The sequence below is a fragment of the Patescibacteria group bacterium genome (genome assembly GCA_018817715.1).
GTDB lineage: Bacteria > Patescibacteriota > Patescibacteriia > Veblenbacterales > UBA10138 > JAHITT01.
On record JAHITT010000004.1, the window covers coordinates 113,332 to 136,623 of the forward strand.

Here is a 23,292-nt window from a genome sequence, read left to right on the forward strand (position 1 = left end):
CAATAGATAAAAGCAACTAACTTACTCTAAATTAACTCTTTATTTTTATCTTTGTTAACAAATAAGAAAAAACCAATTTATATTAAAAAAACTCAGTACGTACTATACTTAAAACATGAAGCAAAGCTTACTTAGACAAATTAATACTCTACCAAAAAAACCGGGTGTTTATATTTTTTATAGTTCTCAAAATAAACCCCTATATGTTGGCAAAGCTAAAAACTTACAAACTCGAGTACGTTCCTATTTTCAATCACAAACAAACCTAAGCCCAGCCAAAAAAATTATGGTAGAACAAATAATTAAAATAAGAATTTCTCCAGTTAAAAATGAACTAGAGGCCCTGCTGCTGGAAGCTAATCTTATTAAACAACACCAACCAGCTTATAATGTAGTTCTAAAAGACGATAAAAGCTGGCTTTACTTAGCCATAAACTATAAAGAAAAATTACCCACTGTATCCTTAACCAGACAAACCAATCAGCCGGGCATAAAATATTTTGGTCCTTATCCATCAGCTGGTTCCATTAAAAACACTCTTAATCTGCTTAAAAAAATGCTTGGCCTTAAAACTTGCACTAATCCACCAGATAAACCCTGTTTTGCTGCCAAACTAAACCGTTGTCTGGGGCATGATGATTCGCCAAGCGGAAAAAAATTCTATCTAGAACAATTAAAAAAGCTAGAAGCAATCCTAAAAGGGCAGACTAATAATTTAATAAAAAATACCCAACAAAATATGCTTAAAGCCGGCCAACAGCAACAATATGAAAAAGCCGGCAAGCTTAGAAATCAACTTATCGCTTTAGAAAAAATAAGCCAAAAGCAAAATATTGTTTCCGGGCGACCAGAAAATTTAGAAATCATCAACCTAGCCCAGAACCAAAACCAAATAGCTGTTTGTTTATTGCCTGTTCGCCAAGGTATTTTGCTAGATGCTAAAAACTTTTTAATTTCCAGCCAAGCTCAACTAACTAGCGCCGAATTACTAGAGGGATTTTTAAATCAATACCTTAAACCTGGTAATGATTTTGCCAAACAAATAATAACACCTGTCCAGCTAGAAAATAATTATCCAGAAATCCGTTTAATTGTTCCACAAAAAGGTTACAAAAAACAATTACTAAAACAAGCGGCCGATACAGCCGAAAACTATCTTAAACAAAATCTAGTAAGTTGGCAGAAAAAAAATGAACAAGCCCAACTAGGTCTACAACAATTACAAAGAATTCTTAATTTAAAAAAAATACCCCTAAGGATTGAAGGTTATGATATTTCTAACCTACAAGGCAAGCAAGCGGTTGGCGCCATGACTGTTTTACAAAACGGCTTACCCGAACCTAAGTTATACCGTAGATTCACTATTGAAAACATAAACAGACCAAACGACTACGCCATGCTAGCCCAGGTTTTAGCTAGGCGCCTAAGCCGTAATAAAAATTGGCCCCGGCCGGATTTAATAATGCTAGATGGTGGAGCCGGACAATTATCGGCCGTGAAAAAAATACTATTAGCCCAAAAAATTAATATACCCTTAATCGCTTTAGCCAAACAAAACGAAGAGCTGTATCTACCTAATCATAAAAAACCCTTAAACTTGCCCCTAGATAATCCTGGTTTAAAATTATTAATTAATCTACGTGACGAAGCTCATCGTTTTGGTTTAAATTTACACAGACAACAGCGCTCCAAAGCGCAAATAATTTCCCAATGGGACGAACTACCTAATATTGGACCTAAATTAAAAAAGAAATTAAAACAATCTTTTGCTTCAGTGATGGAAATTAAACAATCTGATATAAGCCTCTTAATAAAAATTATTGGACAAAACAGGGCCAAAAAACTAAAAACCTATTTAGAAGATAATTATTAATTTACAGTGCGAGATAATAACCAAATAAATTTATTGACAAAACTTTTGGTAAATATTAAGGTAGCAACAAATAAAACCATCAACCTGGAGGCAAAAATGAAAAAAAGAACTTTAAAAGGTTCCTTGTTGATAGCTCATTTTGAACCATCCCATATTCAAAGAGTTATTGACGATCTTGAAGCTTGTGGTTTAAAAATAACTAAAACTAACAGCTTCGATAATACACTCAAAGAATCTCAAAACGGATATGATTTAATAGTTACTTCTTCTTTAATGTTTGGATTTAAAAAATCCCACAAATCAATAAAGTTTAACGGATTAAAAATTAAAGAAGAAGAAGGAAAAATTATGTCAGAACTTGTGCCACATCTTAAGGAGTCTGGCAAAAAAATAATAATCATAGCTCATCATCCTATACAAGCATCCGACATAATTACTGACTCCCAGTGCCTGGCAGCCATACAGGCGGCTGATCTATATTCTGATCCGAGTTTATTAACTCAAAAAGTAAAACTTTTTTTTAAAAACAAAAAGGCCAACCATGAAAATCATAAAAATAGTAATTCCCGTAGCCACAATAGCCACAGTAATCGGGCTACTCCTAAAAAAAGTAGCTAAAAATAACTGGGTCAAAAGGTTAACCACCTCGGCCCAAGCCTAACATAAGTTTAAACTGGTTTTAAGTTTTTTAAAACCAGTTTATTTTTTATTAAAAAGGTGACGGTAAGTTAAACTCCACCAACTCTTTAGGGAAATCATTTAAAAATCTGGAAGGCAGCCCCACCATTACTGAACCGAACAAACGTCGATTAGTGGTATAAGTGCAATAAACCATTTTACGCGCCCGAGTTAAACCCACATAACACAACCTTCTTTCTTCTTCTAATTCCTTGGGATCGTTAAAACTGGAAGAATGAGGAAACAAACCCTCTTCCAAACCAGTCAAAAATACCGTATCAAACTCCAACCCCTTAGCGCTATGTAGAGTCATTAAAGTTAACCCACCCTGACTAGCTGTAAGTTTATCTTGATCTTGCCACAAAGCCACATCAGTTAAAAATTTTTCTAAAGCCTCCATCCCTTGCCCAGGAGCTCTCTCAGTAGCCACGGTTTTTAATTCTTCAATGTTTTCAAAACGAGCCTCCCCTTCGCTAGTACCATCCAATAATTGTTTTTTTAAACCACTCCTAACCGTCACTTCGTCTATTAATTTCTCTACTGAAATACCTGGTAAAATATTTAACCAACGCTGATATAAATCCATAAATTCTACCACTAACTGCTTTTTACTGGTTGGTAAATTTAATTGTTCCAAAAGTGACTTATCTAACAAAGATATTTTTTTATCTTGAGCTGTGACCACTACTTTATCTATTGTGGCCAAGCCTAACCCTCGACTAGGAGACAAAATAGCTCTTTGCCAACTAGCACTATCCCAAGGGTTAAGTAACAATCTAAGGTAAGACAAAATATCTTTAACTTCACGCCGTTCATAAAATCTTACACCACCCACCAAATGATAAGGTAACCCTTTTTTAAGACAAGCTTCTTCTAAAGCCCGACTTTGAGCATTAGTCCTATATAAAATAGCCAAACCGCTAAGTTCTTGACCTGTACCGTAATAACGCCAACCCTGACTTACTTTAGATAAACTATCATCTGAATCACCACTAAGATAAGTAAGCTCCACTTGATTATTTTTTTCTTTTAAAGATTCCTGCTGATTACTTAGGCCTATTATTTCACCGGTTACCCAATCAGCCTCCACCGATTCATCATATAACTCCACAATTTGTACTGGACGACCTAAATTATTTTTTGTCCATAACTTTTTATCACTTTTATTTTCAGCTTTAACCATAACTGAGTTAGATAAAGAAATTATGGATTGGCTAGAACGATAATTTTGTTCCAATTTGTAAGTTTTAGCGGTTGGATAATCTTTTTGAAAACGTAAAATATTTCCAAAATCAGCTCCCCGCCAAGAATAAATGGACTGCCAATCGTCACCCACAGCATAAAGATTGGCTTGATTGCCGGCTAATAACTTAGTCCAAACATATTGGGCCCGATTAGTATCCTGATATTCATCAACTAAAATATAAGGCCAAGTTGTTTGATATTTTTTAAGTAAAGCCGGGTGGTTTTGCCACAAATAAACCTGCTGGCTTAACAGGTCATCAAAATCCATGGCCTGATTTTTTTTTAGAGCGGTTTGATATAAAACATAAACTTGAGATACCATTTTAGAAAATTGATCATTAACTTTAACTTCTTGATAGTCAATCGGAGTAATTAAATCTGCCTTGGCTCGTGAAATATTGGCCAAGACCGCCCCGGGTGAAACCTGGCGCGGTGACCAAGATAAATCTTTTAAAATAGACCTAATCAAACTTAATTGATCGGCTTGATCATAAATAGAAAATTTATTACTATAATCTAATAAAGAAGCATGGCGACGCAAAAAACGAGCACTAATTGAATGAAAAGTGCCAATTAATAAACCCTTACCTAAAACTGTTTTTGATAATAAGTCTGCCGTTCTAACTTTCATCTCTTGAGCCGCCTTATTGGTAAAAGTCACGGCAATAATTTGTTCGGGTTTAACCGATAAACTATCTATTAAATAAGCTAAACGATGAATTATAGTTCTGGTTTTACCACTACCAGCTCCAGCCAAAACCAAAGTCGGTCCTAAGGGAGAAGTTACAGCCGCTAATTGTTCTTTATTTAAATCTTTTAAATAATTAGGTTGATTCATACTATAGTTTAAGGTATTGACAAAATAAGCTTGGTCTGGTATGCTGAAAAATATCAAACTGCTAGGTACATAAAACTATATCATATTGATAAATTAACACACCTTACAAAAGGTTTTTTGTTTTAAAATGAATTCTTATTACTTACAAATCGCTCAATTAGTAATTTCATTACTGCTGATTGTGGCTGTGCTTTTACAAAATCGCGGTGCTGGACTGGGCGGAGTCTTTGGTGGTGAAGGCAATGTTTACCGAACTAAAAGAGGTGTAGAAAAAGGATTATTCTACGCTACCATTGTCTTAGCGACTATTTTCTTTATTCTGGCTGTTTGGTCATTACTTAATTCATAAAGTGCTATCTATCAGTAATCTAAAATTTAGCCTAAAATCAACGAACCAACAAATAGTTCGACGATTAAATAAACTGCGCGATCGACTGTATGGGCAAAGAGAGCACTCTGTTTTAACAACCATGAAAAAAGCAGACGACAACCGCTTACCTAGTTGGCGGCAATTTAAATTTCTGCCAAAAATTCTTTCCAACCGTGAATGGCGGGTGGCTATAAGTTTATTAATACTTTGTTTAATTAGCGGCCTAGCCTTAGTTTGGCGCGCTTACGCCCGTCAGACTATAGTAATTCCAGCGGCTGGTGGACAATACACCGAAGGTTTAATCGGTTATCCCAGGACAACTAATCCTTTACTAGCCAGCAGTCAAGCTGAGTTAGACCTAGCCAAATTAACTCATCGGGGTTTGTTTAAATATTCTAACCAGGGCCAACTAGAAAATGACCTGGCAGCTGATTGGACTCTCAGTCCAGATAAAACAATTTATCAAATAAAATTAAAAGAAAAATTATTCTGGTCTGATGGTCAACCAATAACCAATGAAGATATTTATTTTACTTATTTAAGCGTTCAAGATAAAACTTTAAACAGTCCCAAATCTGGCAGCTTTCAAAATGTAGAAATAAATTTAACCGAAGATGGTTATATCAATTTTAAACTAAAAGAACCTTACCAACCTTTTTTAGACGCTTTAACTTTAGGTATAATACCTGTTCATCTTTGGCAAAATATTGCTCCCGAAAGATGGCTTTTAGCCGAAGCTAACCTAAAACCAATTAGCTCTGGCCCTTGGCGTTTTAAATCTTTAGCTAAAGATAAACAAGGTAATTTATTAAATTACAATCTGGAAGCCAATCCTTATACTCACACCAAAACACCTTATCTTAAAGAGCTCCATTTTAATTTTTACAGCGACTCAGTAGCGGCCAGCGAAGCCTTACGCCAGGGAGACATTGATGGATTGGGTGGCCTGAGTTCGCAAAAAAATAACTTTAGCTCCCAAAAATATCAAATCTTAGATATTACCCTACCTCAGTACAATGCTATTTTTTTTAATCAACAACAACACAGTTTGTTAAAAGATAAAAATGTCAGATTGGCCTTAACTTACGGTACTAATCGTTTGCCTATTATTCAAGAAATCTTAAATAATCAAGCTAAACCAAGTCATGGGCCTTTTACTTGGGGAGACTTAAAAATATTAACCGCCTCAAGCAACATAAACTATGATTTCCAAAAAGCTAATGAATTATTAATTAAAGCTGGTTTAAAAAAACAGGACGACAGCGGACTTTATCAAACCAAAGATGGTAAAGATTTTATTATAACCCTAACCTTAATTGATCAAGAAGAAGACTTAAGAGTGGCAGAAATGATTAAAGAACAATGGGAATCTTTGGGATTAATAGTTAATTTAGATGCTGTACCTGCTTGGCGCTTACAAAAAGATATTATTAACACCAGAAATTATCAAGCCTTACTAGCTGGAGAAGTTATGGGCCTAGATCCCGATCCCTATCCTTTTTGGCACTCTTCCCAAATTTCCACACCAGGACTTAATTTAGCTCTCTGGCAAAACCGACAAGCCGATCAACTGCTCAATCAAGCTAGACAAACTTTTGATAAAGCTGAACAAAATAAACTTTACATCCAATTCCAAAACATCTTAAACGAAGACCTTCCCGCCGTCTTCCTTTACAGTAAGGATTATCATTACGTCATAGGTAAAAAACTCCAAGGTTTGGCTAATGAATTAATAAGTCAACCAGCCGATCGTTTTTACCAAAGTGAAAATTGGTACGTAAAAACCAATCGACAATAAATCTTAAATTACTCGCCCAAATGGTGGGCGTGTGGCGGAACTGGTATACGCGTACGCTTCAGGAGCGTATAGGTTAAAACCTGTGAGGGTTCGAGTCCCTCCACGCCCACCATTTGCGCGAGATTAATAAATTCATGTACTGGCTTAACAGCCACAACATCTAATAAATTATTCAAAATGTTTTAAGCGGGAATTATTTAATAAAATTCCTGTTATCTAATAAATTAATATGATTAAAGAAAAAATAAATAGACCGAAATTCGGTCGTTCCCGTGGACTTCAGTCTCGCGGCAAATTTAATGCTCAAGCTTCTGCTAGAAGTCAAAGTCAAAAAATAACCGACCCGAAAGAGACTGGCCAGTTTCCTAAAATAATGCCGGCCAATCAAACTGGCGAAGCTAAACTAAAAATAATACCCCTAGGCGGGCAAGAAGAAGTTGGTCGTAACATGACAGTGTTTGAATACGGTTCAGACATAGTTATTTTAGATATGGGACTACAATTCCCCGAAGAAGATATGCCGGGTATTGATTATATAATCCCCGACACTAGATATCTAAAAGGTAAAGAAAAAAATATCCGGGGCGTTATTTTTAGTCATGGACACTTAGACCATATTGGCGCTGCACCACACTTGTTACCTAAACTAGGCTGGCCACCAGTTTACGCCAGTAAATTAACTCTACACTTAATAAGAAAAAGACTAGAAGAATCCAAATTAGCTGATCGATTAAGAGCTTATGAAATAAAATCCGCCAACGAACAGTTAACTATGGGACGAATTCGGGTAAATTTCTTCGACGTTACCCACAGTATTATGGATGCTATTGGCGTAGTTATTCAAACCCCCGTAGGCAACGTAATTCATCCAGGTGATTGGCGTTATGATTTTAACACTACTACTGGACAGCAAACTGATTTTTCTCATTTAGCACGCTGGAATACACGTAGCACCCCCTCTATCCTAATGATGGAAAGTTTAGGCTCAACTAAAGAAGGTCATCAACTTCCAGAAATAGAAGTCTATAAAAATATCAAACAAATAATGATGCGAGCGCCTGGCCGGATGATTATAGCCACCTTTGCCTCAATGATAGAAAGAGTTGGGCAAATTATCGCCATAGCCGATGAATTAGGGAAAAAAGTCGCTCTGGACGGCTTTTCCATGAAAATGAATGTAGAGATAGCCCGAAAAATAGGTTATTTAAAATTCAAAACCAGCACTATTATAGACATCAAAAGAATTCATGATTATCCACCTAATAAAGTGCTGATAGTTTGTACTGGCGCTCAAGGTGAAGATCGAGCTGTCTTAATGCGTATAGCTAACGGCGATCATCGACAAGTCAAAGTAGAAAAGTCCGACACCATTGTTTTTTCCTCTTCAGTTATTCCCGGTAACGAAAGAACTATTCAAAGGCTAAAAGATATCCTCTACCGCCAAGGAGCCGACGTAATCCATAAAGAAATTATGGATGTACATGGCGGCGGACATGCCTTAATTGAAGATATTAAATTGCTAATTAGGCAAATAAAACCCAAATACCTTTTGCCGGTTTATGCTAATCATTATTTACTACGTGAAGGGGCTAAAGTAGCCATGTCCATAGGCTTTCCTCCACAAAACATTTTTATTTTAGATAATGGCCATATTGGCGAAATTAGCCAAAACGGTTTTAAAATCCAAAATCAAAAAATTCCCATTGAATACATCTTTGTTGATGGTTTAGGTGTTGGTGATATTTCCCACGTAGTATTGCGAGATAGGCAAATACTAGCTGGTGATGGTATGGTAGTATTAGTAGTAATGGTCGACAATAAAACCGGCAAACTGGTCGGCTCGCCTGATATTATTTCCCGCGGCTTCGTTTACATGAAAGATAATAAAAAATTGATTGACGAAACCAGAGAAAAAATCAAACAAATAATGAAACTCAATGAAGCCCAAACCAGTACCAATGATATTTATCTGAGAGATAAAATGCGTAATGACTTGGGACAATTCCTGTTCCAAAAAATACAACGCCGACCAATGATACTACCTATTTTAATTGAAGTTTAAAGATAATAAATTATATATGTTTCCTAAAAATAAAGTAATATTCTCCGGCATTCAACCTTCAGGTGAATTGCATTTAGGTAATTATTTAGGCGCCTTAAAAAATTTCGCCAATCTACAAAAGGATAATCGTTGTTTTTTTAGTATAGTTGATTATCACGCTATTACCGTACCTTATGATCCTAAAACCATGCCTAATAAAGTACTGGGTGTAGCTTTGGATTATTTAGCCGCTGGTTTGGACCCTGAACAATGTGTAATTTTTGTTCAATCACATGTCCCCGAACACACGGAACTGGCTTGGATTCTAAATACCATTACACCCTTAAATGAATTGGAAAGAATGACCCAATTTAAAGATAAAACTGAACAGCCTTCAGCGGCTATTAACGCCGGCTTGCTTAATTACCCAATTCTCATGGCAGCTGATATTTTACTTTATCAGGCTGAACTCATACCAGTCGGCGAAGACCAATACCAGCATTTAGAATTAACCAGGCTGCTGACCAAAAGATTCAATAGTGCCTTTGGAGATTATTTTAAAGAACCAAAAGCTTATGAAGCTGTTCTGCCTAGAGTTATGTCTCTGTTGGAACCAAACAAAAAAATGTCCAAAAGCTTGGGTCCTAACCATTATATAGCTTTAAATGACGCCCCGGAATTAATCCGCAAAAAAGTCGCCAAAGCTATAACCGATGGGGGTGGCCCAATTGGAGAAAAAAGTGGCGGGCGTAACCTGCTTCAATTATTTAAGATATTATCCGATGATAAAAAACTAAAAAATGAACTGGAAGACCAATATCAATCTGGTGAACTTAAATATTCAGAATTCAAACCATTATTAGCTGAAACTATAATAAAAACTCTAGAGCCTATTCAGGCTAAACGAGCTGAATTAGCAGCTAAACCCCAAGAAGTTAGAAATATACTGCTGGCTGGTCGAGACAAGGCTCGCTTAATTGCCCAAAAAACCTTAGCTGATGTAAAAGATAAAATGGGTCTAGCTTAAATAAAAAATATCCTCTAAAAAAGAACGTCCTTTTACTGGACGTTCTTTTGGATATTAACCGCAAAATTATTTTCCTACCAAAATCTTTCTTAATTCGTCAGCTTTATTTTTATCCAACTCAGCTTCCAAAAAAATCGTACGTAAAGAACCATAATCAAATTCCTTATCTAAAACCATTTTTTTAAATTCATCATAACCTGTTTCTATAAGTTCTATCTTTTCACCACTATCCAAATTTTGTTTAGCCACCCGACGACAACCTCGAGCCACAAAATAATAAATAGCCCATTCTATTTTACTAACTGGTTGTTCGGATCGTAATAACTGCCAATCAGTACAAACAAACCCGGCCTCTTCTAATAATTCTCTATTAGCCGCTTCCAAAGGTGTTTCACCTTCATCCACTCGCCCACCAATTAACCCAATAAACGGCTCTAAGCGAGCCGGTTGTTCCTGCTTGGTTAAAATTATTTTTCCCTCGTCCGTTACAGCAATAATAGCGGCTGTATCCGGTCGTTTTAACTTTTCAAAAACCATTGGTTGGCCATCGTAACCTATTTCTTCCCATTGATAAACATCAAAAATCTTACCTTTAAACACCAGTTCCGCTTTGGCAGGTAATGGTTGCTTAGAGGGTGGCTTATTTATTTTCATACTTAATCTCATTTATTATTTGTCCAGACAAATAACCTTTTATATTTTCAATAGTGGTATCCATTATCCGGCGCACCGCCTCCTGACTGTTAAAAGCATTATGAGGTGTAATAATAACGTCGTCGCGTTCAATCAATTTATTATTTAACAAAATAGTTTTAAAATCATGATTAAGACAAAATTCCGGCGACACTTTTAAACCATGTTCTTTTAAATAAATTTCCTCTTCTAAAACATCCAAACCAGCGCCAGATAAAATCCCTTTTTCTAAAGCTTGAACTAAAGCTTCGGTCTGAATTAAACCACCCCTGGCGGTATTAACCAAAACTGCTCCTGGTTTAATAAGTTTTATATTCTCTTTATTAAGCAAATGATGCGTTTTACTATTATAAGGCGTATGTAAGCTAATAACATCTGATTCTTTAAGTAAGGCAGCTAAAGATACATAATCAAAACCTTTTTCTTTAGCTAAACTATCATTCGGGTGAATATCATAAACCAAAACCTTCATACCAAAACCTTTAGCTATTTGCGCCACATGACTACCAATATGGCCACAACCAATTAATCCCAAGATTTTATCCTTTAAATCAAAACCTCTTAAACCCTGGGTAGAAAAATTACCCTTTTCTGTATGCTCATAAGATTGAAATATTTTTCGAGACAAAGCTAAAATTAAAGCCCAAGTATGTTCAGCCACGGTGTTTTCTCCGTAATAAGGCACGTTGCTTACTTTAATCCCCTGGTGAAAGGTGGCAGACAAATCTATATGATCAAAACCCGTAGAACGCGTAGCAATAAATTTTAAATTGGTTAAACTTGCCACAACTTCTTTACTAACCGGCGAAGAAACAAAAGGCGCCAATACTTCAACCTTAGCCAATTTATCATAATCAGCTGGTGATAAAAAGTGATCTAATAAAATAAAATCTTGTTCTGGCAAAGATTTGGCTAGGTAATCTTGTTCCCAACCTTCACAATCTGTAAAAGCAATTATAGACATAATAAACTTAGTATAATAAAAAAAACACCAACAGTCACTTTTTAAAATTTATTTAAACGTCGCCAAACAGATAAAATTACCACCAAACAGGTTAATAAACCAAACAAACTATTATTAATTAACCACCAACCTAAGGGTTCTACACCGTAGCCTAAAAATAATAGTGGTACCAAAACAACTAAAGAAACACTCAAACCAAAAATATAATCCAAAGGTATCCGCCCCCACCATTTCTTATGCCAAGCAACGGTTTCTTTTTGAAAAAATTTTAAAGGATAAGCCGGATTAAGCACAAACCACAAAAAATCCCACAACACTACCACACTAAAAAATAAAGAAATCGTTCTAAGCCAATTAGATAAAGTTAATGGCCAACCATAAACATAAGGCCAATGAAAAAGCAACAGCACAAAACTAAACAAAATTAAATGGTAACCCGTAGCCGGTTTACCACCCATAATCCGACCAAATAATCGACTCACCAAACTACCTGGTTCGGGTCGCCAAGTTGGCAAACGACTGGCCCAACCATAACGTCCTTCTATTTGTATTTCTAAAATCGCCAAAAGAAAAGCTACTATAAAATAAAATAAGGCCACTGGCAAATAAATCATAGTAATTTTAATTTATCAAATCCACTTTTTCTAAATTAATTTTTTTACCCAACCACTGTTCGGCCACTTTTTGAAAATGGGGCGTTAAGTCGGATACATAATAATGACTTTGATTGTTATTTAATTTTTGAGAAAAATTTGGATTATTTTTTAACCACGCAACCACTACCCTAGCTGTTTCATCCGCTGGATCTAAAATCTTCATTTTTTTAGGCAAGCGGGCGCGAATAATTTTTTTAAGTAAAGGATAATGAGTACAAGCTAAAACCAAAGCCTCCACTTGAGCTTGTTTAAAAGGTAATAAATAATTTTTAACAATTCTTTTAGTAGCTGGCGTATTTATGTAATTTTCTTCTACTAAAGGAACTAATAAGGGAGCAGCACAAGCTTGCACTTTAATAGATGCCTGGTTTAACTTTGTTTGATAAGCTTGACTGTTAATAGTCGCCCGCGTTCCCATAATACCCACCTTTTTAAAATTACTTAGCTTAATTTTTTCCACTACTGGACTAATTACTTCAAAAATTGGTACCTTAGGCCAAGTTTGCCTAATTTCCTCTATCCCCACTGCTGAAACAGTATTACAAGCCACTACCAAAACAGTAGCTCCTTTTTCTAATAAAAACTTAGAAGCTTCCAAGCCATAGCCTTTAACTACCTGGGCACTTTTATTACCATAAGGTGTCCGGGCCGTATCACCAAAATAAACTAAAGAAACATCGGGCAATAAACGTTGTAAAGCCCGTACCACTGTTAAACCACCAATACCAGAATCAAATAAACCAATCATAATTTATAAAATCTCTTTAACAAAATCTACTACTTCTTTTTTCTTCTCAACCAACAACTGTTCAGTATCGGCTTCTATAGTAATCCTTAAAAGCGGTTCTGTATTAGAAGGGCGCATATTGCACCACCAATCATCATAAGATACTGTTACGCCGTCTAATTCCTCTATAGTAGCTAAGTGATATTTCTTTTTAAACTCTTGTAAAACAAATTGGGTATTACTGACTGCTAAATTAATTTCTGGAGATTTGGCATATGGTTTGTACTCTTTAACTAAAAGGGACAAGGGTTTATCTTCCAACGATAACAATTCTAAAATCAATAAAGCGGCAATAAATCCCGAATCAGCATAAAAATTATCTTTAAAAGAATAATGAGCTGACAATTCTCCACCCATTACCCCTTGCTGTTCTTTCATAGCTGTACCGACATTCACATAACCAACCGCACTGCGAATTGGTCGACCTCCCCATTTGGCTATAAACTCCGGCACGGCCCGAGAACAAATCAAATTATAAGCTATACCCGCACCAGGTTGACGATTAATAAACTGTTTGGCTAGTAAAAGCAAGGTTACATCGGCTGGCACAAAATTACCCAACTCATCAATTAAAAAAACCCTGTCCGTGTCACCATCAAACATTATTCCTAAATCAGCCTGACTAGCCAATACCTTGGCCTTAGCTTCGTCGGCTGCACCTGGCATTAAAGGATTAGACGGGCGGTTAGGAAAAGAACCATCCAACTCAAAAAATAACGACTCTACTCGGCAGGGTAAATTCTTCATCAATAAAGGTATAACCTTACCAGCTAAACCATTACCAGCATCGATTACTATTTTTAAAGGTTTTAATTTATTTATATCAATAAAGGACCAAACATGTTCTAAATATTCTGGCCAAATATTTCGCTGATTAAAACTACCAGATGTTCTAGCTGGCTTTCTTTCTGCTACCAATTTTTTTAAATCCCGCCCTCTTATCCAACTAACTCCCTGACCAACCACTTTAAAACCGTTATAATCAGCTGGATTATGTGATGCTGTTACCATAACACCAGCTTGGTAACCATAAGTACCGACAGCAAAATAAACCGCATCAATTGGCACCATTTCTAAATCATCTACCTCTAGGCCACCAGCTATTAAACCTTTTATCAAAGCTTCGTGCAATTGAGGCGATGATAACCTCATATCCCGACCTACTACCACCCGGCCAGTTTTAACTAAATTAGCTATGGCTAATCCAATCGCTTCAGCCGCTGCTTCGTTTATTTCTGAAGGGTAAAGACCTCTAACATCATAGGATTTAAAAATGGTTTCTGACCACTGTGACATAAATTAACTATTTATTAAAACTTAAACGAACTATCTGCCACAAAGCTCCCCAAACGGCCAAAGCGGCCAAAATAACAAAAACCATACCTAAATAAGGTACTTGGGCAATTATTTCATATAAAATAATACCGACAAAAAGCAGCACTAAACCCGGCCATTTACCAAAAAATTTACTAAACAAGCCATTGATTTTTAATAAATTAATCAAAACTAAACCAGCTAAAACCGGCACAACAATAAAACCAGCAATATAAAAAATTACCAGCAAGACAGCCAGTGGCCAACCGATTACTGTGATTAAAAAAATTATAGATAACAAAGGAACAAAAACTGCCCAAACCGCTCCCCAACCCAAACTAACCCACGGTCTTTTTATAATAACCTCAGCTGTGGCTTGCAAAGTTTTTGGCCACCAACTAAACAACACCATACCTAAAACCAAGGCGCTAAAAATTGCCACCAGCCAATTCCACCAAACGGCTGGTTTAGCAGAATTTTTTTCTGAGATTGGTATAAACTGTAAAGGGTAACTTAATTGGGCACCTTCAGCTATAACAGCTTGGTTATAGCTATGATAAGTAATTTGATCGGCCATTACCGCTCCGGAACTTATTTTAAATTGACCATCTTTACCTAACCAATATTCAGCCGGACCTTTAACAATACCTGATAAATTAATTAAACCGCCAGCCGCTTTAACACTACCTTCTATTGTGCCAGCCATTTCCAAAGTACCAGCGGCAGCTGTTAAGTGTCCCAAAACTACACTGCCCGGCATTAACCTTAAAGTACCAGCCCCAGCCAAAACATTTTTAGACACTTGACTAGAAATTTCCACTGTACCACCCACCACTCTTACATTACCCTGTACCGGACCTTGTATTCTAACATTGCCACCAGCCACCAACACATCCCCACCTACTGGACCCAAAATTTCTACTGTACCACCAAAAACAAAAACATCGCTTAGCACTTGACCAATTACCTCCACAGTGGAACCTGTAACATAATAATTACCATTAACAATCTCGGTTGCCCCCAATTGATCCGAAGAGTTATCGGCCGAAACAGATTGAGTCAAAACAAAAAATAAACCTATAAAAAAAATACCGCAAATAAACACTTTAAAACCTTTTATCATAAAAAATAATTCTAACAATTATAACATCATTATAATGCTTTAAACCGACTTTAACAAGTAAAAAAGCCTCACTTAGGTGAGGCTTTTGGATTATTCTTTTTTAATCTAATCAAAAATAACTGTTGATAAATAAGTATTTCGAGCGCCATGAACTAAAGGTGTGCCACGAGCCATAACCTCTAATCCGGCTAACCGCCCATTAAACAAAAAAGCTCCGTACTTGGTAAAAAGCTCTGCTTCACTTGGTTTACCGGCCTTATCCGCTAAAACTACTTTTTCTTTAACCGGTTCGTATTTTTGTACTACACTGCCAATCATCTCAGGCTGACTAAAAATACTATTCCAGTTTTTTTGACTGACGAACTCACCAATTATTATACCTCGACCACTAGAACCTGCTGGCGATTTTAAAATCCACTCTTGCCTTATTAATTGGCTAAAGTGTTTAGTCTCTTGGGTAAACATTATCAAACCACCTGACCGCAACAAACCTACTTCACAACAACTATCTACTAACAATTGATAATCAAATCCTAAATCTTCTTTAAACAAACTTCCTAATAAAAAATGTTGCCAAGCAAAAAACCATTTTTTATTACCAATAAAACGTCGACCTAAGGGACTTATTAAACATATCTTATGACGAGGCAACTGCAATAAATCATTATACCAACTATGCCCTTGTTTAATTCTACCTCTTAACAAACAATTATAACCAAGACCTATAAAATCAAACCAACCAGTAAAAATATCAACCCCCTCTACCCATGATTGATCCAGAAGAACTTTTTTTAAATTAACAAAATTATGCCAATCACCAGCCACGGAATCTAACAATATAGCAATCTTAGCTGATCGTTGATAATTATTCTGATTACTCCAAGATAAATAAGCAGCCTTAAAAGTACTAACAAATTCCTCCTTAAGACAGAATTGATGGTGGTCCCCAGATCGTCCATAGGCTTCACTCAAAATAATATTATCACCTACCCCAGCTGGTCTGGTTGAATTTATATCTACCACTTTAAATCCTTGAGTAGTCCTTATTAAATCCAGACGGATAAAGGGAGACAAAGGTTGATTATAGCCAGCATCCAGTAAACAATCTTCTTCTTCGCCAGATAATATTCCATCTAATCCATAAATTTCCAGACTATTATCAGTTAACCAGCCAGCTTGAGCTAAATCTAACTGGCGGGTAATAATCTTAGGCCATAATTTAGCTAACCCTTCAAGTTGTTCAACTTCTTTCATTTTTAATTTTATTGGACAAAGCAAGGGTTGAATTAACTCATCTACATACTTTCTTCCTTTTACATGGACCTCTTTGAATAAAGATGGATATTTAGCACCGGATCGGTGGCTTAATAATTGCCAATCTACAAAAGGATAACGATAAGTTAAACCACTATTAAATAATTCGATAAATTTGTTTTTGTTTAACATTTTAAACTCCTATTTTTTATTTTAGATATCCTATTTTCTTACCAATCGTAGCAACTTTTTTACCAGCCATTATAAACCCGGGATAGGCAATAGTTAATAAAACACCAGGTAAGCCCCGCAAGGATTTTTTCTTAAAATCAACTAAACTAACTTGATCTCCTATTTTATCCGCGCTCTTCAATTTATCCAGCGGTTCTTTTGTTGGCCAAAACCAACCATTAACCTTCATTCTAATCAGCCGGCTAGTATATACTGAAATTGATCGCTTTACTGTCACACATTTTAAAAGGTCAACAGTTAACAAACCATAAAATTCAAAAACCACTAAAAACCTTTCCAACAAAGAATTCAAAAAACCTTCTGTCAAAACTATTGGCGGTGGTAATTCCAAAGCGATAGCCAATTTATTCTGTTGACCCAACCAAACAGTCAAGGCGCCAGCCTGTTCCTTATCGGATGATTGGCTAGAATTTATATACCAGATTAATTCTGGATCGAACAATCTTAATACTTGCTTGGCTTTATCCTCCACTAACCGATTACTTTTAACCATCACTCCAGTAAAAACCGACCGACGACTGGTAAAGTTATGCAAATCAATAACTAACTCTGCTGACTGACATTCTTTAGCTACCACATAAGCTATTTTGGTAGCACGATTATCTTGATTACCAGGGTACTGACGATTAATATCCAAACCAGTAAAAGGCTCCTGCCTTTGTTTTTTTAATAAGCCTAAAACATTTACTGCTGGTAAAATAACCAAAGAACCCTTTAATAAAGGAAACTGCCGAAAATAACAGAGCAATTTTTCTAACAGAAAAAAGGAAGAAACTTCGGCACCGTGCTGAAGCGCAATAATAACTATTTTAGGGCCTGGCTGTCCGGAAATAATCCGCCAACGCTGTAAATAAAACAAATTATCATTTGTTTTATTTACCTTAATATAATCTTTTAGAATTTTCATAAAATAAAAAATTAACTATCCAAGCGGGTATGTTTTACCCGCTTGGCCTATAAGTGTGGACCTTGACCACCTAGGGAAAACCCTTGGCGTCCTTTTGTTTTTGGCATTAGTTCCTCCGTTTATTTTTTCCCCGATTAGGCCGGGGTAGCCCTTTAAATTTTTAAAGAACAAAAAACCCTCTCAGCGAGAGGGGTAAAAAGATTAAAACAAAAACTACTTACCTCTCCCGACGAGACAAAATAGTGTGATGGTTAGCCTTTGTTAAACGATCCAAAACTAATTGATAACCGCCCATACCCCGACGAAGCCAAGTAGCCACCCGGCCTACCGTGGTAGTGCTCATACCTAATTTATCAGCCACCTGCCGATAATCTACGTCTTTAGCTAATAATTTAGCTGCCTGCCATCTATCAGTCATATCAATCAATTCTTCGGGCGTGCATAAATCCCTAAAAAAACGTTTAGCTTCCTCGGTTGTTTTAAGACTAGTAATAGCCTTAAAAAGATCCTGACTATTTAAATTGTTCCAAGTTTTATTCTTTTTCATATCTTTAAAAATTATTCTTAAAAATTCCACCTTATTTTTTGTACCAATGTATTAACACATTAACACATAAAAAATACTGGGTCAAATAGTAAAATTGTGGATAACTTTTCTACACTATCCCTTAAACAAAAAATAGACAAAAATACTAAGTAAAGCTAACATAAAGCCATGCTAGAATACCTCTCTTCTCAAGATAAACCCATGGCTGATTTAATAAAATCAGAACTTGCTAGACAGCAAGCTGATTTACAAATGATACCATCAGAAAACTTTACTTCACTAGCTGTTATGGAAGCTTTAGGCTCTGTTTTAACTAACAAATATTCCGAAGGCTATCCGGGAAAACGTTACTATGGCGGCAACCACTATATTGACCAAATAGAAAATTTAGCCAGACAAAGAGCTTGTCAATTATTTGGCGTACAACACGCCAATGTCCAAGCTTACTCTGGTTCACCAGCTAATCAAGCAGTTTATTTTGCCTTACTTAAACCGGGCGACAAAGTAATGGGTTTAGAGCTTAATCAGGGAGGACATTTAACCCATGGTTATAAACTAAATTTCTCGGGAAAATACTATAAACCTTTAGGCTACAACCTTAACCCACAAACTCACTTATTGGATTATGATTTAATTAGGCAAGCTGCCCTAACTTATAAACCTAAATTAATAGTCTGTGGGGCCACAGCTTATCCCAGACAAATAGACTTTGCCGCTTTTAGAAAAATTGCTGATGAAGTTAAAGCTTACTTACTGGCTGATGTTTCCCATATTAGCGGCCTTATTATTAGTGGTGATCACCCCTCACCCGTACCTTATGCCGATGTAGTAATGACTACTACCCACAAAACACTACGTGGGCCACGAGGTGCTTTAATATTAATACCTAACAAGCAAGATCGCTGGCACGACTTATATAGACCTAAAAGTAAAAAAAATTTAGCCGAACTGATAGATTCAGCTATTATCCCCGGCCTACAAGGTGGGCCTCATAATCAACAAACCGCTGCCATTGCTGTAGCCCTACAAGAAGCTTTATTGCCTGATTTCCAAAATTATGGTCACCAAATAGTTAAAAATGCCCAAGCGCTGGCTAATAGTTTAATTAAAAACGGTTTAGAGTTAATTACCGGCGGGACAGATAATCACCTAATCCTAATTAATCTTAATAACCAAGGTTTAACTGGTCAACAAGCCGAAACAGTGCTTGATTCAGTGGGTATTACTGTTAATAAAAACTTAATACCTTATGACTCTAGATCTCCTTTAGACCCTTCAGGCATACGTTTAGGCACACCCGCCCTAACTAGTCGTGGTTTTAAAGAGTTAGAAATGACCACTATTGGCTATTTAATAAGCCAAACTTTAAAAAGCTGGCAAAATGAATCTTCTCTTACAATTATTAAAAAACAAGTAAAAGAATTAAGTACTCAGTTCCCGCTCTACCCAGAGCTTAAATAAATATGACCTTCTGTCTGGATGGAAAAAAACTGGCTAATAATCTATTAAAAGAACTAAGCCAGCAGGTTAGTCAGCTACCCCGGCCACCACATTTGGCCGTTTTATTAATAGGCGACGACCCAGCTTCTCATCTTTATGTTAATTTAAAAGCTAAAGCCGCTACCAAAACTGGTCTTAGAGTAACCAAGGTTATGTTACCAACCAAAACAAACCAACCAACTTTACTTAAACTTATACAAGATTTTAATCAACAACCTGATATCGATGCCATCTTAGTTCAATTACCCCTACCTAAACATCTGGATGAATCAATCATCATCCAAACTATTAAGCCCTCTAAAGATGCTGATGGTTTTCAGCCAATAAATATTCAAAAATTTCTAAACGGTCAAAACCAATTTATACCGGGTTTGATAGAAGGTATAATTAAATTAATCAACCTAAGCAAAAAAAACTTAAACGGCGGGCAAGCCTGTTTATTAGTCAACAGTCCCCAATTCGGCCAACCCTTGGAAAAAGCCTTAATTAATATGGGTTTAAAAGTCAATCTACTAAAAAATAAAACTGATAATATTTTAGCCCAAGCTGATTTAGTAATTAGCGCCCTGGGCCAACCACATTACTTAACAATTAATGATTTTAAAGACGAAGCCATAATTATTGATGTCGGCACTACTAAAATAAATAGTCATCTTCTAGGTGATGTTGACCCCAACAACCCTTTAAACAAACCAATCTTTCTAACTCCCGTACCAGGTGGCGTTGGCCCAGTAACAGTAGCCATGCTTTTATGGAGTGTTTATCGACTGACTATAAAAAACCTTTCTTCAAACATTTAAACCTCTAACTACTTAGAAATAGAGGCTAGTGATTTAAAAAATAATTTAGCTGCTTTAATATCGGCTTGGATTATTTTTTTTAAATTAGCTTTATTTGTTATAACAACCAAATCTCGCATTTTATCAAATAATTCGATAGTCAATTTCTCACCATATAAATTACCTTGCCAATCCAACAAATAAACTTCCAAACGTGGCTGACCAGTTGCCTCTTTGTAAACACCACTAACTAAAATAGCCTCATATTTTAAACCAGTGGACCGTTTAACACGACAGGCGTAAATTCCCGGTTTTGGTCGAACCGTTTTAACAAATAATTTTAAATTAGCTGTAGGATAACCCAACTTTCTACCCTCTTTAAAACCCGGTACCACCAAACCCTTAATTAGCTTCATAATTCTTCTTAATAGCCAAATCGTAATTTATTTCTTCCAATCTGATTAAATGACGTTTAGCTTGATCAAATTTACTTCTTAAGGGTCCAGTTAAATTAAATTCCGCCAACCAGCCAGTTAAATTCGTGGCTAAAATTTGTAAAGATTTTACCTCGGCAACTTTTGATTGAGCGGCATACTTAACAGCTAAACGAACGGTTTCCCCAATTGCATCACTTACAGCACCTAAATAAATTTCCGGAGAAATATTAAACTGCGGCAAAGACGAAATAGGTTGGTGTTTAAGTATATCCAAAAATAATTTAGCCTCCACATATTCTTCCAAAGCCGCTCGATAAACTCCTAAATTTTCTAAATCTTGAAATTTTTTAAAGATTGGCTGAATTTTTTTTAAATAACCAGTCGCCTTAGTTAATAAACTAACAGACAAAGCCAAATCCCCGCGCTGAGCAACAAAAATAGACTGCTTGCTTAAATGCTGGGCTTCGCTAGCCAAACCGGTTAACCAACGCCTTTTAATTTGAGTTCTTTGATAATTCGTTTTTAATTTTTTAAAAAATCTTTTATCTATCATGATAATATTTGTTAATTATAAATTTACCCAATAATCTAGCAATTGCCAGCTACTTTATTTGCTGACATCTAAATGATATACTAATTATATGCCTATTAACCTTAATTTGGAACCCCAGACTAATCTGGGTACCGAACAAATCAGTTGGTCTTTTAAAGAATTTAACCCTATTATACGTAGCCGACGTTGGTGGTGGTTAGCCGGCGTTATCAGCCTGCTACTGCTCTTATACGCCGTTTTAACAGGTAATTTCTTATTTGCCTTAATACTCCTAATGGGCGCTATTTTATTCGTTAATGAAACCAAAAGGCAACCTCGCCATTTAAAATGCCAAATAACTAACAAGGGTTTAGCGGTTGGTAAAAAATTTTGGCGTTGGTCGGAACTAAATGAATTTTGGATAGCTTATCAACCACCAACTATAGACAACCTTTATGTCTTACCAAAAAATCTCTTTGATCCCAGATTGTCTATACCCTTAAACAAAACCAATCCTTTAAAAGTCCGAACTGAACTTAAAAAATTTTTAAACGAAGATTTATCTAAAGAAGACGAACCAACCTCTGAAGCCTTGGCCAAACTCCTTAAATTACAATAATCCTAAAACCTTGATTTTTCCCCAAGCTTCACCTATACTGGTGAAGCTTTTAGTTGTAAATAATAGATCTTTGATAGTATTATAGCGTCAATTTTGCCCTCGTAGTTTCCGCCCAAGGCGGATCAGCCTCTGGCTGACAAGGGTATAAATTATGTAATTAATCATCATTTATTCACCATGTTATTTATTTTGCCCTCGTAGTTCAATGGATAGAACGCGAGCTTGCGGAGCTTGTGATGTAGGTTCGATTCCTACCGAGGGCACCACGTAGGAAAAGTCAAAGAGTTTTGGTTCGCCTCGCTTCGCTCGGCGACTAATTTGTATTCAATTTTGGGGGAAGAAAAGTTTTTAATCATAAAGTCGAAAATTAATCAAGAATTTTAATATGAATACTCAAAAAGGATTTGCAAACATTGTTTTGATTGTAATTGTTGTTGGCATTGTCGCTGTTGGTGGATATTTTGTTTTTTCTAAAAAATCAGTAACGCCGACTCAAAACGTAACCGATCAGACCACATCTACGGACACTCCTATTAGTAAAAAATCGGTGATACAAGTTCCTTTCATTGATATGGGCGGCTCGGTTGGCTTTGGGGACAAAGTAGGTTATGACCAAAATGCCATGAAGAAGGCTTACGAAACAGGAGAACTGATTGGTTGTGGCGATAAAGTTGTTTACGTCAGTAAAGAAGTTACGGCAACAACTCAACCACTCGCCGCCGCTTACAAAGAACTTTTTGCCACTGGAGCCACTGTGCGCTTTGCAGGAAAGGAACTTGCCAATCCAATCGCAGACCAAGCGAAGGAACGAACTATCACTTATGAAAACAGGCCTGCCGATGTCTTCAAGCCACTGCGTTTCATCAAGGCAGAAATCCGTGGTAATGTAGCAATGGTTTATCTTGAAGGTGATCTTGTTTCTAATGAATGCAATGATCCGCGTGTTGAAGCACAAATTATTTTTACAGCAAAGCAGTTTACTAACATCAGCGAAGTCAAAACCTATTTGAACGGCAAAGAATTTAATTGGCGTGCATGGATGGATCAACGAGGATAAC

22 protein-coding genes and 2 tRNA genes are annotated in these 23,292 nt (G+C 36.3%); 12 read left to right on the forward strand and 12 right to left on the reverse strand.

Annotated features, from left to right (window positions below; all coding sequences use genetic code 11):
• Positions 1 to 115: 115 nt before the first annotated feature.
• Positions 116 to 1,873, forward strand: coding sequence for an excinuclease ABC subunit UvrC (gene uvrC, locus KKC17_02095; protein MBU1039004.1), 1,758 nt, complete (start codon positions 116 to 118; stop codon positions 1,871 to 1,873).
• 96 nt (positions 1,874 to 1,969) lie between these two features.
• A complete protein-coding gene (locus KKC17_02100; protein MBU1039005.1) occupies positions 1,970 to 2,491 on the forward strand; it encodes a hypothetical protein in 522 nt (173 codons plus the stop codon).
• Positions 2,492 to 2,582: 91 nt separating this feature from the next.
• On the opposite strand, the gene KKC17_02105 is transcribed toward KKC17_02100, so the two are convergent.
• Positions 2,583 to 4,634 carry a UvrD-helicase domain-containing protein gene (locus tag KKC17_02105; protein ID MBU1039006.1) on the reverse strand — a complete coding sequence of 684 codons (2,052 nt, stop codon included), beginning with the start codon at positions 4,632 to 4,634 and terminating at the stop codon, positions 2,583 to 2,585.
• Between the two features lie 127 nt (positions 4,635 to 4,761).
• On the opposite strand from KKC17_02105, the gene secG reads away from it, so the two are divergent.
• The 5 genes from secG (at position 4,762) to trpS (ending at position 9,870) form a co-directional block, all read left to right on the forward strand.
• Complete coding sequence (secG, locus tag KKC17_02110; GenBank protein ID MBU1039007.1) at positions 4,762 to 4,983, forward strand: preprotein translocase subunit SecG; 222 nt, start codon at positions 4,762 to 4,764, stop codon at positions 4,981 to 4,983.
• A 121-nt stretch (positions 4,984 to 5,104) separates the two neighbouring features.
• Positions 5,105 to 6,802: a hypothetical protein gene (locus KKC17_02115; GenBank protein ID MBU1039008.1), complete on the forward strand. Its 1,698-nt coding sequence runs from the start codon at positions 5,105 to 5,107 to the stop codon at positions 6,800 to 6,802.
• A 25-nt stretch (positions 6,803 to 6,827) separates the two neighbouring features.
• Positions 6,828 to 6,914 (forward strand) — tRNA-Leu (locus KKC17_02120).
• A 117-nt stretch (positions 6,915 to 7,031) separates the two neighbouring features.
• Complete coding sequence (locus KKC17_02125) at positions 7,032 to 8,864, forward strand: ribonuclease J (GenBank protein ID MBU1039009.1); 1,833 nt, start codon at positions 7,032 to 7,034, stop codon at positions 8,862 to 8,864.
• Between the two features lie 16 nt (positions 8,865 to 8,880).
• Complete coding sequence (gene trpS / locus KKC17_02130) at positions 8,881 to 9,870, forward strand: tryptophan--tRNA ligase (GenBank protein ID MBU1039010.1); 990 nt, start codon at positions 8,881 to 8,883, stop codon at positions 9,868 to 9,870.
• A gap of 66 nt (positions 9,871 to 9,936) precedes the next feature.
• On the opposite strand, the gene KKC17_02135 is transcribed toward trpS, so the two are convergent.
• The 9 genes from KKC17_02135 to KKC17_02175 form a co-directional block, all read right to left on the reverse strand.
• Positions 9,937 to 10,524 (reverse strand): NUDIX hydrolase, encoded by a 588-nt coding sequence (locus KKC17_02135; GenBank protein ID MBU1039011.1) that lies wholly within the window; start codon positions 10,522 to 10,524, stop codon positions 9,937 to 9,939.
• On the reverse strand, positions 10,511 to 11,527 hold the full coding sequence (locus KKC17_02140; GenBank protein ID MBU1039012.1) for a hydroxyacid dehydrogenase: 1,017 nt from the start codon (positions 11,525 to 11,527) through the stop codon (positions 10,511 to 10,513). The genes KKC17_02135 and KKC17_02140 overlap by 14 nt, the downstream gene beginning before the upstream one ends.
• Before the next feature lie 41 nt (positions 11,528 to 11,568).
• Positions 11,569 to 12,141: a hypothetical protein gene (locus tag KKC17_02145; GenBank protein MBU1039013.1), complete on the reverse strand. Its 573-nt coding sequence runs from the start codon at positions 12,139 to 12,141 to the stop codon at positions 11,569 to 11,571.
• 7 nt (positions 12,142 to 12,148) lie between these two features.
• Entirely contained in the window at positions 12,149 to 12,931 is a 783-nt protein-coding gene (gene murI, locus KKC17_02150; protein MBU1039014.1) for a glutamate racemase, read from the reverse strand.
• A 3-nt stretch (positions 12,932 to 12,934) separates the two neighbouring features.
• Entirely contained in the window at positions 12,935 to 14,266 is a 1,332-nt protein-coding gene (locus KKC17_02155) for a phosphomannomutase/phosphoglucomutase (GenBank protein MBU1039015.1), read from the reverse strand.
• 7 nt (positions 14,267 to 14,273) lie between these two features.
• Entirely contained in the window at positions 14,274 to 15,407 is a 1,134-nt protein-coding gene (locus tag KKC17_02160) for a hypothetical protein (GenBank protein ID MBU1039016.1), read from the reverse strand.
• Positions 15,408 to 15,512: 105 nt separating this feature from the next.
• On the reverse strand, positions 15,513 to 16,853 hold the full coding sequence (locus KKC17_02165) for a hypothetical protein (protein ID MBU1039017.1): 1,341 nt from the start codon (positions 16,851 to 16,853) through the stop codon (positions 15,513 to 15,515).
• Between the two features lie 16 nt (positions 16,854 to 16,869).
• Positions 16,870 to 17,820, reverse strand: coding sequence for a succinylglutamate desuccinylase/aspartoacylase family protein (locus KKC17_02170; protein MBU1039018.1), 951 nt, complete (start codon positions 17,818 to 17,820; stop codon positions 16,870 to 16,872).
• Between the two features lie 217 nt (positions 17,821 to 18,037).
• A complete protein-coding gene (locus tag KKC17_02175) occupies positions 18,038 to 18,367 on the reverse strand; it encodes a hypothetical protein (GenBank protein MBU1039019.1) in 330 nt (109 codons plus the stop codon).
• A 168-nt stretch (positions 18,368 to 18,535) separates the two neighbouring features.
• On the opposite strand from KKC17_02175, the gene KKC17_02180 reads away from it, so the two are divergent.
• Positions 18,536 to 19,828 carry a serine hydroxymethyltransferase gene (locus tag KKC17_02180; protein ID MBU1039020.1) on the forward strand — a complete coding sequence of 431 codons (1,293 nt, stop codon included), beginning with the start codon at positions 18,536 to 18,538 and terminating at the stop codon, positions 19,826 to 19,828.
• 2 nt (positions 19,829 to 19,830) lie between these two features.
• Complete coding sequence (locus KKC17_02185; protein ID MBU1039021.1) at positions 19,831 to 20,667, forward strand: bifunctional 5,10-methylenetetrahydrofolate dehydrogenase/5,10-methenyltetrahydrofolate cyclohydrolase; 837 nt, start codon at positions 19,831 to 19,833, stop codon at positions 20,665 to 20,667.
• Between the two features lie 8 nt (positions 20,668 to 20,675).
• Here the strand turns inward: KKC17_02185 and KKC17_02190 are convergent, their stop codons facing one another.
• Together KKC17_02190 and KKC17_02195 are read right to left on the reverse strand one after the other, a co-directional pair.
• The gene (locus tag KKC17_02190; GenBank protein ID MBU1039022.1) at positions 20,676 to 21,062 is read right to left on the reverse strand and encodes a riboflavin kinase; all 387 of its coding nucleotides are present in this window, start codon (positions 21,060 to 21,062) and stop codon (positions 20,676 to 20,678) included.
• Positions 21,049 to 21,636: a hypothetical protein gene (locus KKC17_02195; GenBank protein ID MBU1039023.1), complete on the reverse strand. Its 588-nt coding sequence runs from the start codon at positions 21,634 to 21,636 to the stop codon at positions 21,049 to 21,051. Before KKC17_02195 ends, KKC17_02190 begins: the two co-directional genes overlap by 14 nt.
• 88 nt (positions 21,637 to 21,724) lie before the next feature.
• On the opposite strand from KKC17_02195, the gene KKC17_02200 reads away from it, so the two are divergent.
• From KKC17_02200 to KKC17_02210, 3 genes are all read left to right on the forward strand, one after another.
• On the forward strand, positions 21,725 to 22,234 hold the full coding sequence (locus KKC17_02200; protein MBU1039024.1) for a hypothetical protein: 510 nt from the start codon (positions 21,725 to 21,727) through the stop codon (positions 22,232 to 22,234).
• Positions 22,235 to 22,425: 191 nt separating this feature from the next.
• Positions 22,426 to 22,500: transfer RNA gene (locus KKC17_02205), tRNA-Arg, on the forward strand.
• A 119-nt stretch (positions 22,501 to 22,619) separates the two neighbouring features.
• Entirely contained in the window at positions 22,620 to 23,291 is a 672-nt protein-coding gene (locus KKC17_02210; protein ID MBU1039025.1) for a GerMN domain-containing protein, read from the forward strand.
• The last annotated feature ends 1 nt before the right edge of the window (position 23,292 follow it).

Excerpts from the sequence above, each read along its gene's own strand:
- uvrC (MBU1039004.1), top strand. The coding sequence starts at position 116 with ATGAAGCAAAGCTTACTTAGACAAATTAATACTCTACCAAAAAAACCG.
- KKC17_02100 (MBU1039005.1), top strand. The coding sequence starts at position 1,970 with ATGAAAAAAAGAACTTTAAAAGGTTCCTTGTTGATAGCTCATTTTGAA.
- KKC17_02105 (MBU1039006.1), bottom strand. The coding sequence starts at position 4,634 with ATGAATCAACCTAATTATTTAAAAGATTTAAATAAAGAACAATTAGCG.
- secG (MBU1039007.1), top strand. The coding sequence starts at position 4,762 with ATGAATTCTTATTACTTACAAATCGCTCAATTAGTAATTTCATTACTG.
- KKC17_02115 (MBU1039008.1), top strand. The coding sequence starts at position 5,105 with ATGAAAAAAGCAGACGACAACCGCTTACCTAGTTGGCGGCAATTTAAA.
- KKC17_02125 (MBU1039009.1), top strand. The coding sequence starts at position 7,032 with ATGATTAAAGAAAAAATAAATAGACCGAAATTCGGTCGTTCCCGTGGA.
- trpS (MBU1039010.1), top strand. The coding sequence starts at position 8,881 with ATGTTTCCTAAAAATAAAGTAATATTCTCCGGCATTCAACCTTCAGGT.
- KKC17_02135 (MBU1039011.1), bottom strand. The coding sequence starts at position 10,524 with ATGAAAATAAATAAGCCACCCTCTAAGCAACCATTACCTGCCAAAGCG.
- KKC17_02140 (MBU1039012.1), bottom strand. The coding sequence starts at position 11,527 with ATGTCTATAATTGCTTTTACAGATTGTGAAGGTTGGGAACAAGATTAC.
- KKC17_02145 (MBU1039013.1), bottom strand. The coding sequence starts at position 12,141 with ATGATTTATTTGCCAGTGGCCTTATTTTATTTTATAGTAGCTTTTCTT.
- murI (MBU1039014.1), bottom strand. The coding sequence starts at position 12,931 with ATGATTGGTTTATTTGATTCTGGTATTGGTGGTTTAACAGTGGTACGG.
- KKC17_02155 (MBU1039015.1), bottom strand. The coding sequence starts at position 14,266 with ATGTCACAGTGGTCAGAAACCATTTTTAAATCCTATGATGTTAGAGGT.
- KKC17_02160 (MBU1039016.1), bottom strand. The coding sequence starts at position 15,407 with ATGATAAAAGGTTTTAAAGTGTTTATTTGCGGTATTTTTTTTATAGGT.
- KKC17_02165 (MBU1039017.1), bottom strand. The coding sequence starts at position 16,853 with ATGTTAAACAAAAACAAATTTATCGAATTATTTAATAGTGGTTTAACT.
- KKC17_02170 (MBU1039018.1), bottom strand. The coding sequence starts at position 17,820 with ATGAAAATTCTAAAAGATTATATTAAGGTAAATAAAACAAATGATAAT.
- KKC17_02175 (MBU1039019.1), bottom strand. The coding sequence starts at position 18,367 with ATGAAAAAGAATAAAACTTGGAACAATTTAAATAGTCAGGATCTTTTT.
- KKC17_02180 (MBU1039020.1), top strand. The coding sequence starts at position 18,536 with ATGCTAGAATACCTCTCTTCTCAAGATAAACCCATGGCTGATTTAATA.
- KKC17_02185 (MBU1039021.1), top strand. The coding sequence starts at position 19,831 with ATGACCTTCTGTCTGGATGGAAAAAAACTGGCTAATAATCTATTAAAA.
- KKC17_02190 (MBU1039022.1), bottom strand. The coding sequence starts at position 21,062 with ATGAAGCTAATTAAGGGTTTGGTGGTACCGGGTTTTAAAGAGGGTAGA.
- KKC17_02195 (MBU1039023.1), bottom strand. The coding sequence starts at position 21,636 with ATGATAGATAAAAGATTTTTTAAAAAATTAAAAACGAATTATCAAAGA.
- KKC17_02200 (MBU1039024.1), top strand. The coding sequence starts at position 21,725 with ATGCCTATTAACCTTAATTTGGAACCCCAGACTAATCTGGGTACCGAA.
- KKC17_02210 (MBU1039025.1), top strand. The coding sequence starts at position 22,620 with ATGAATACTCAAAAAGGATTTGCAAACATTGTTTTGATTGTAATTGTT.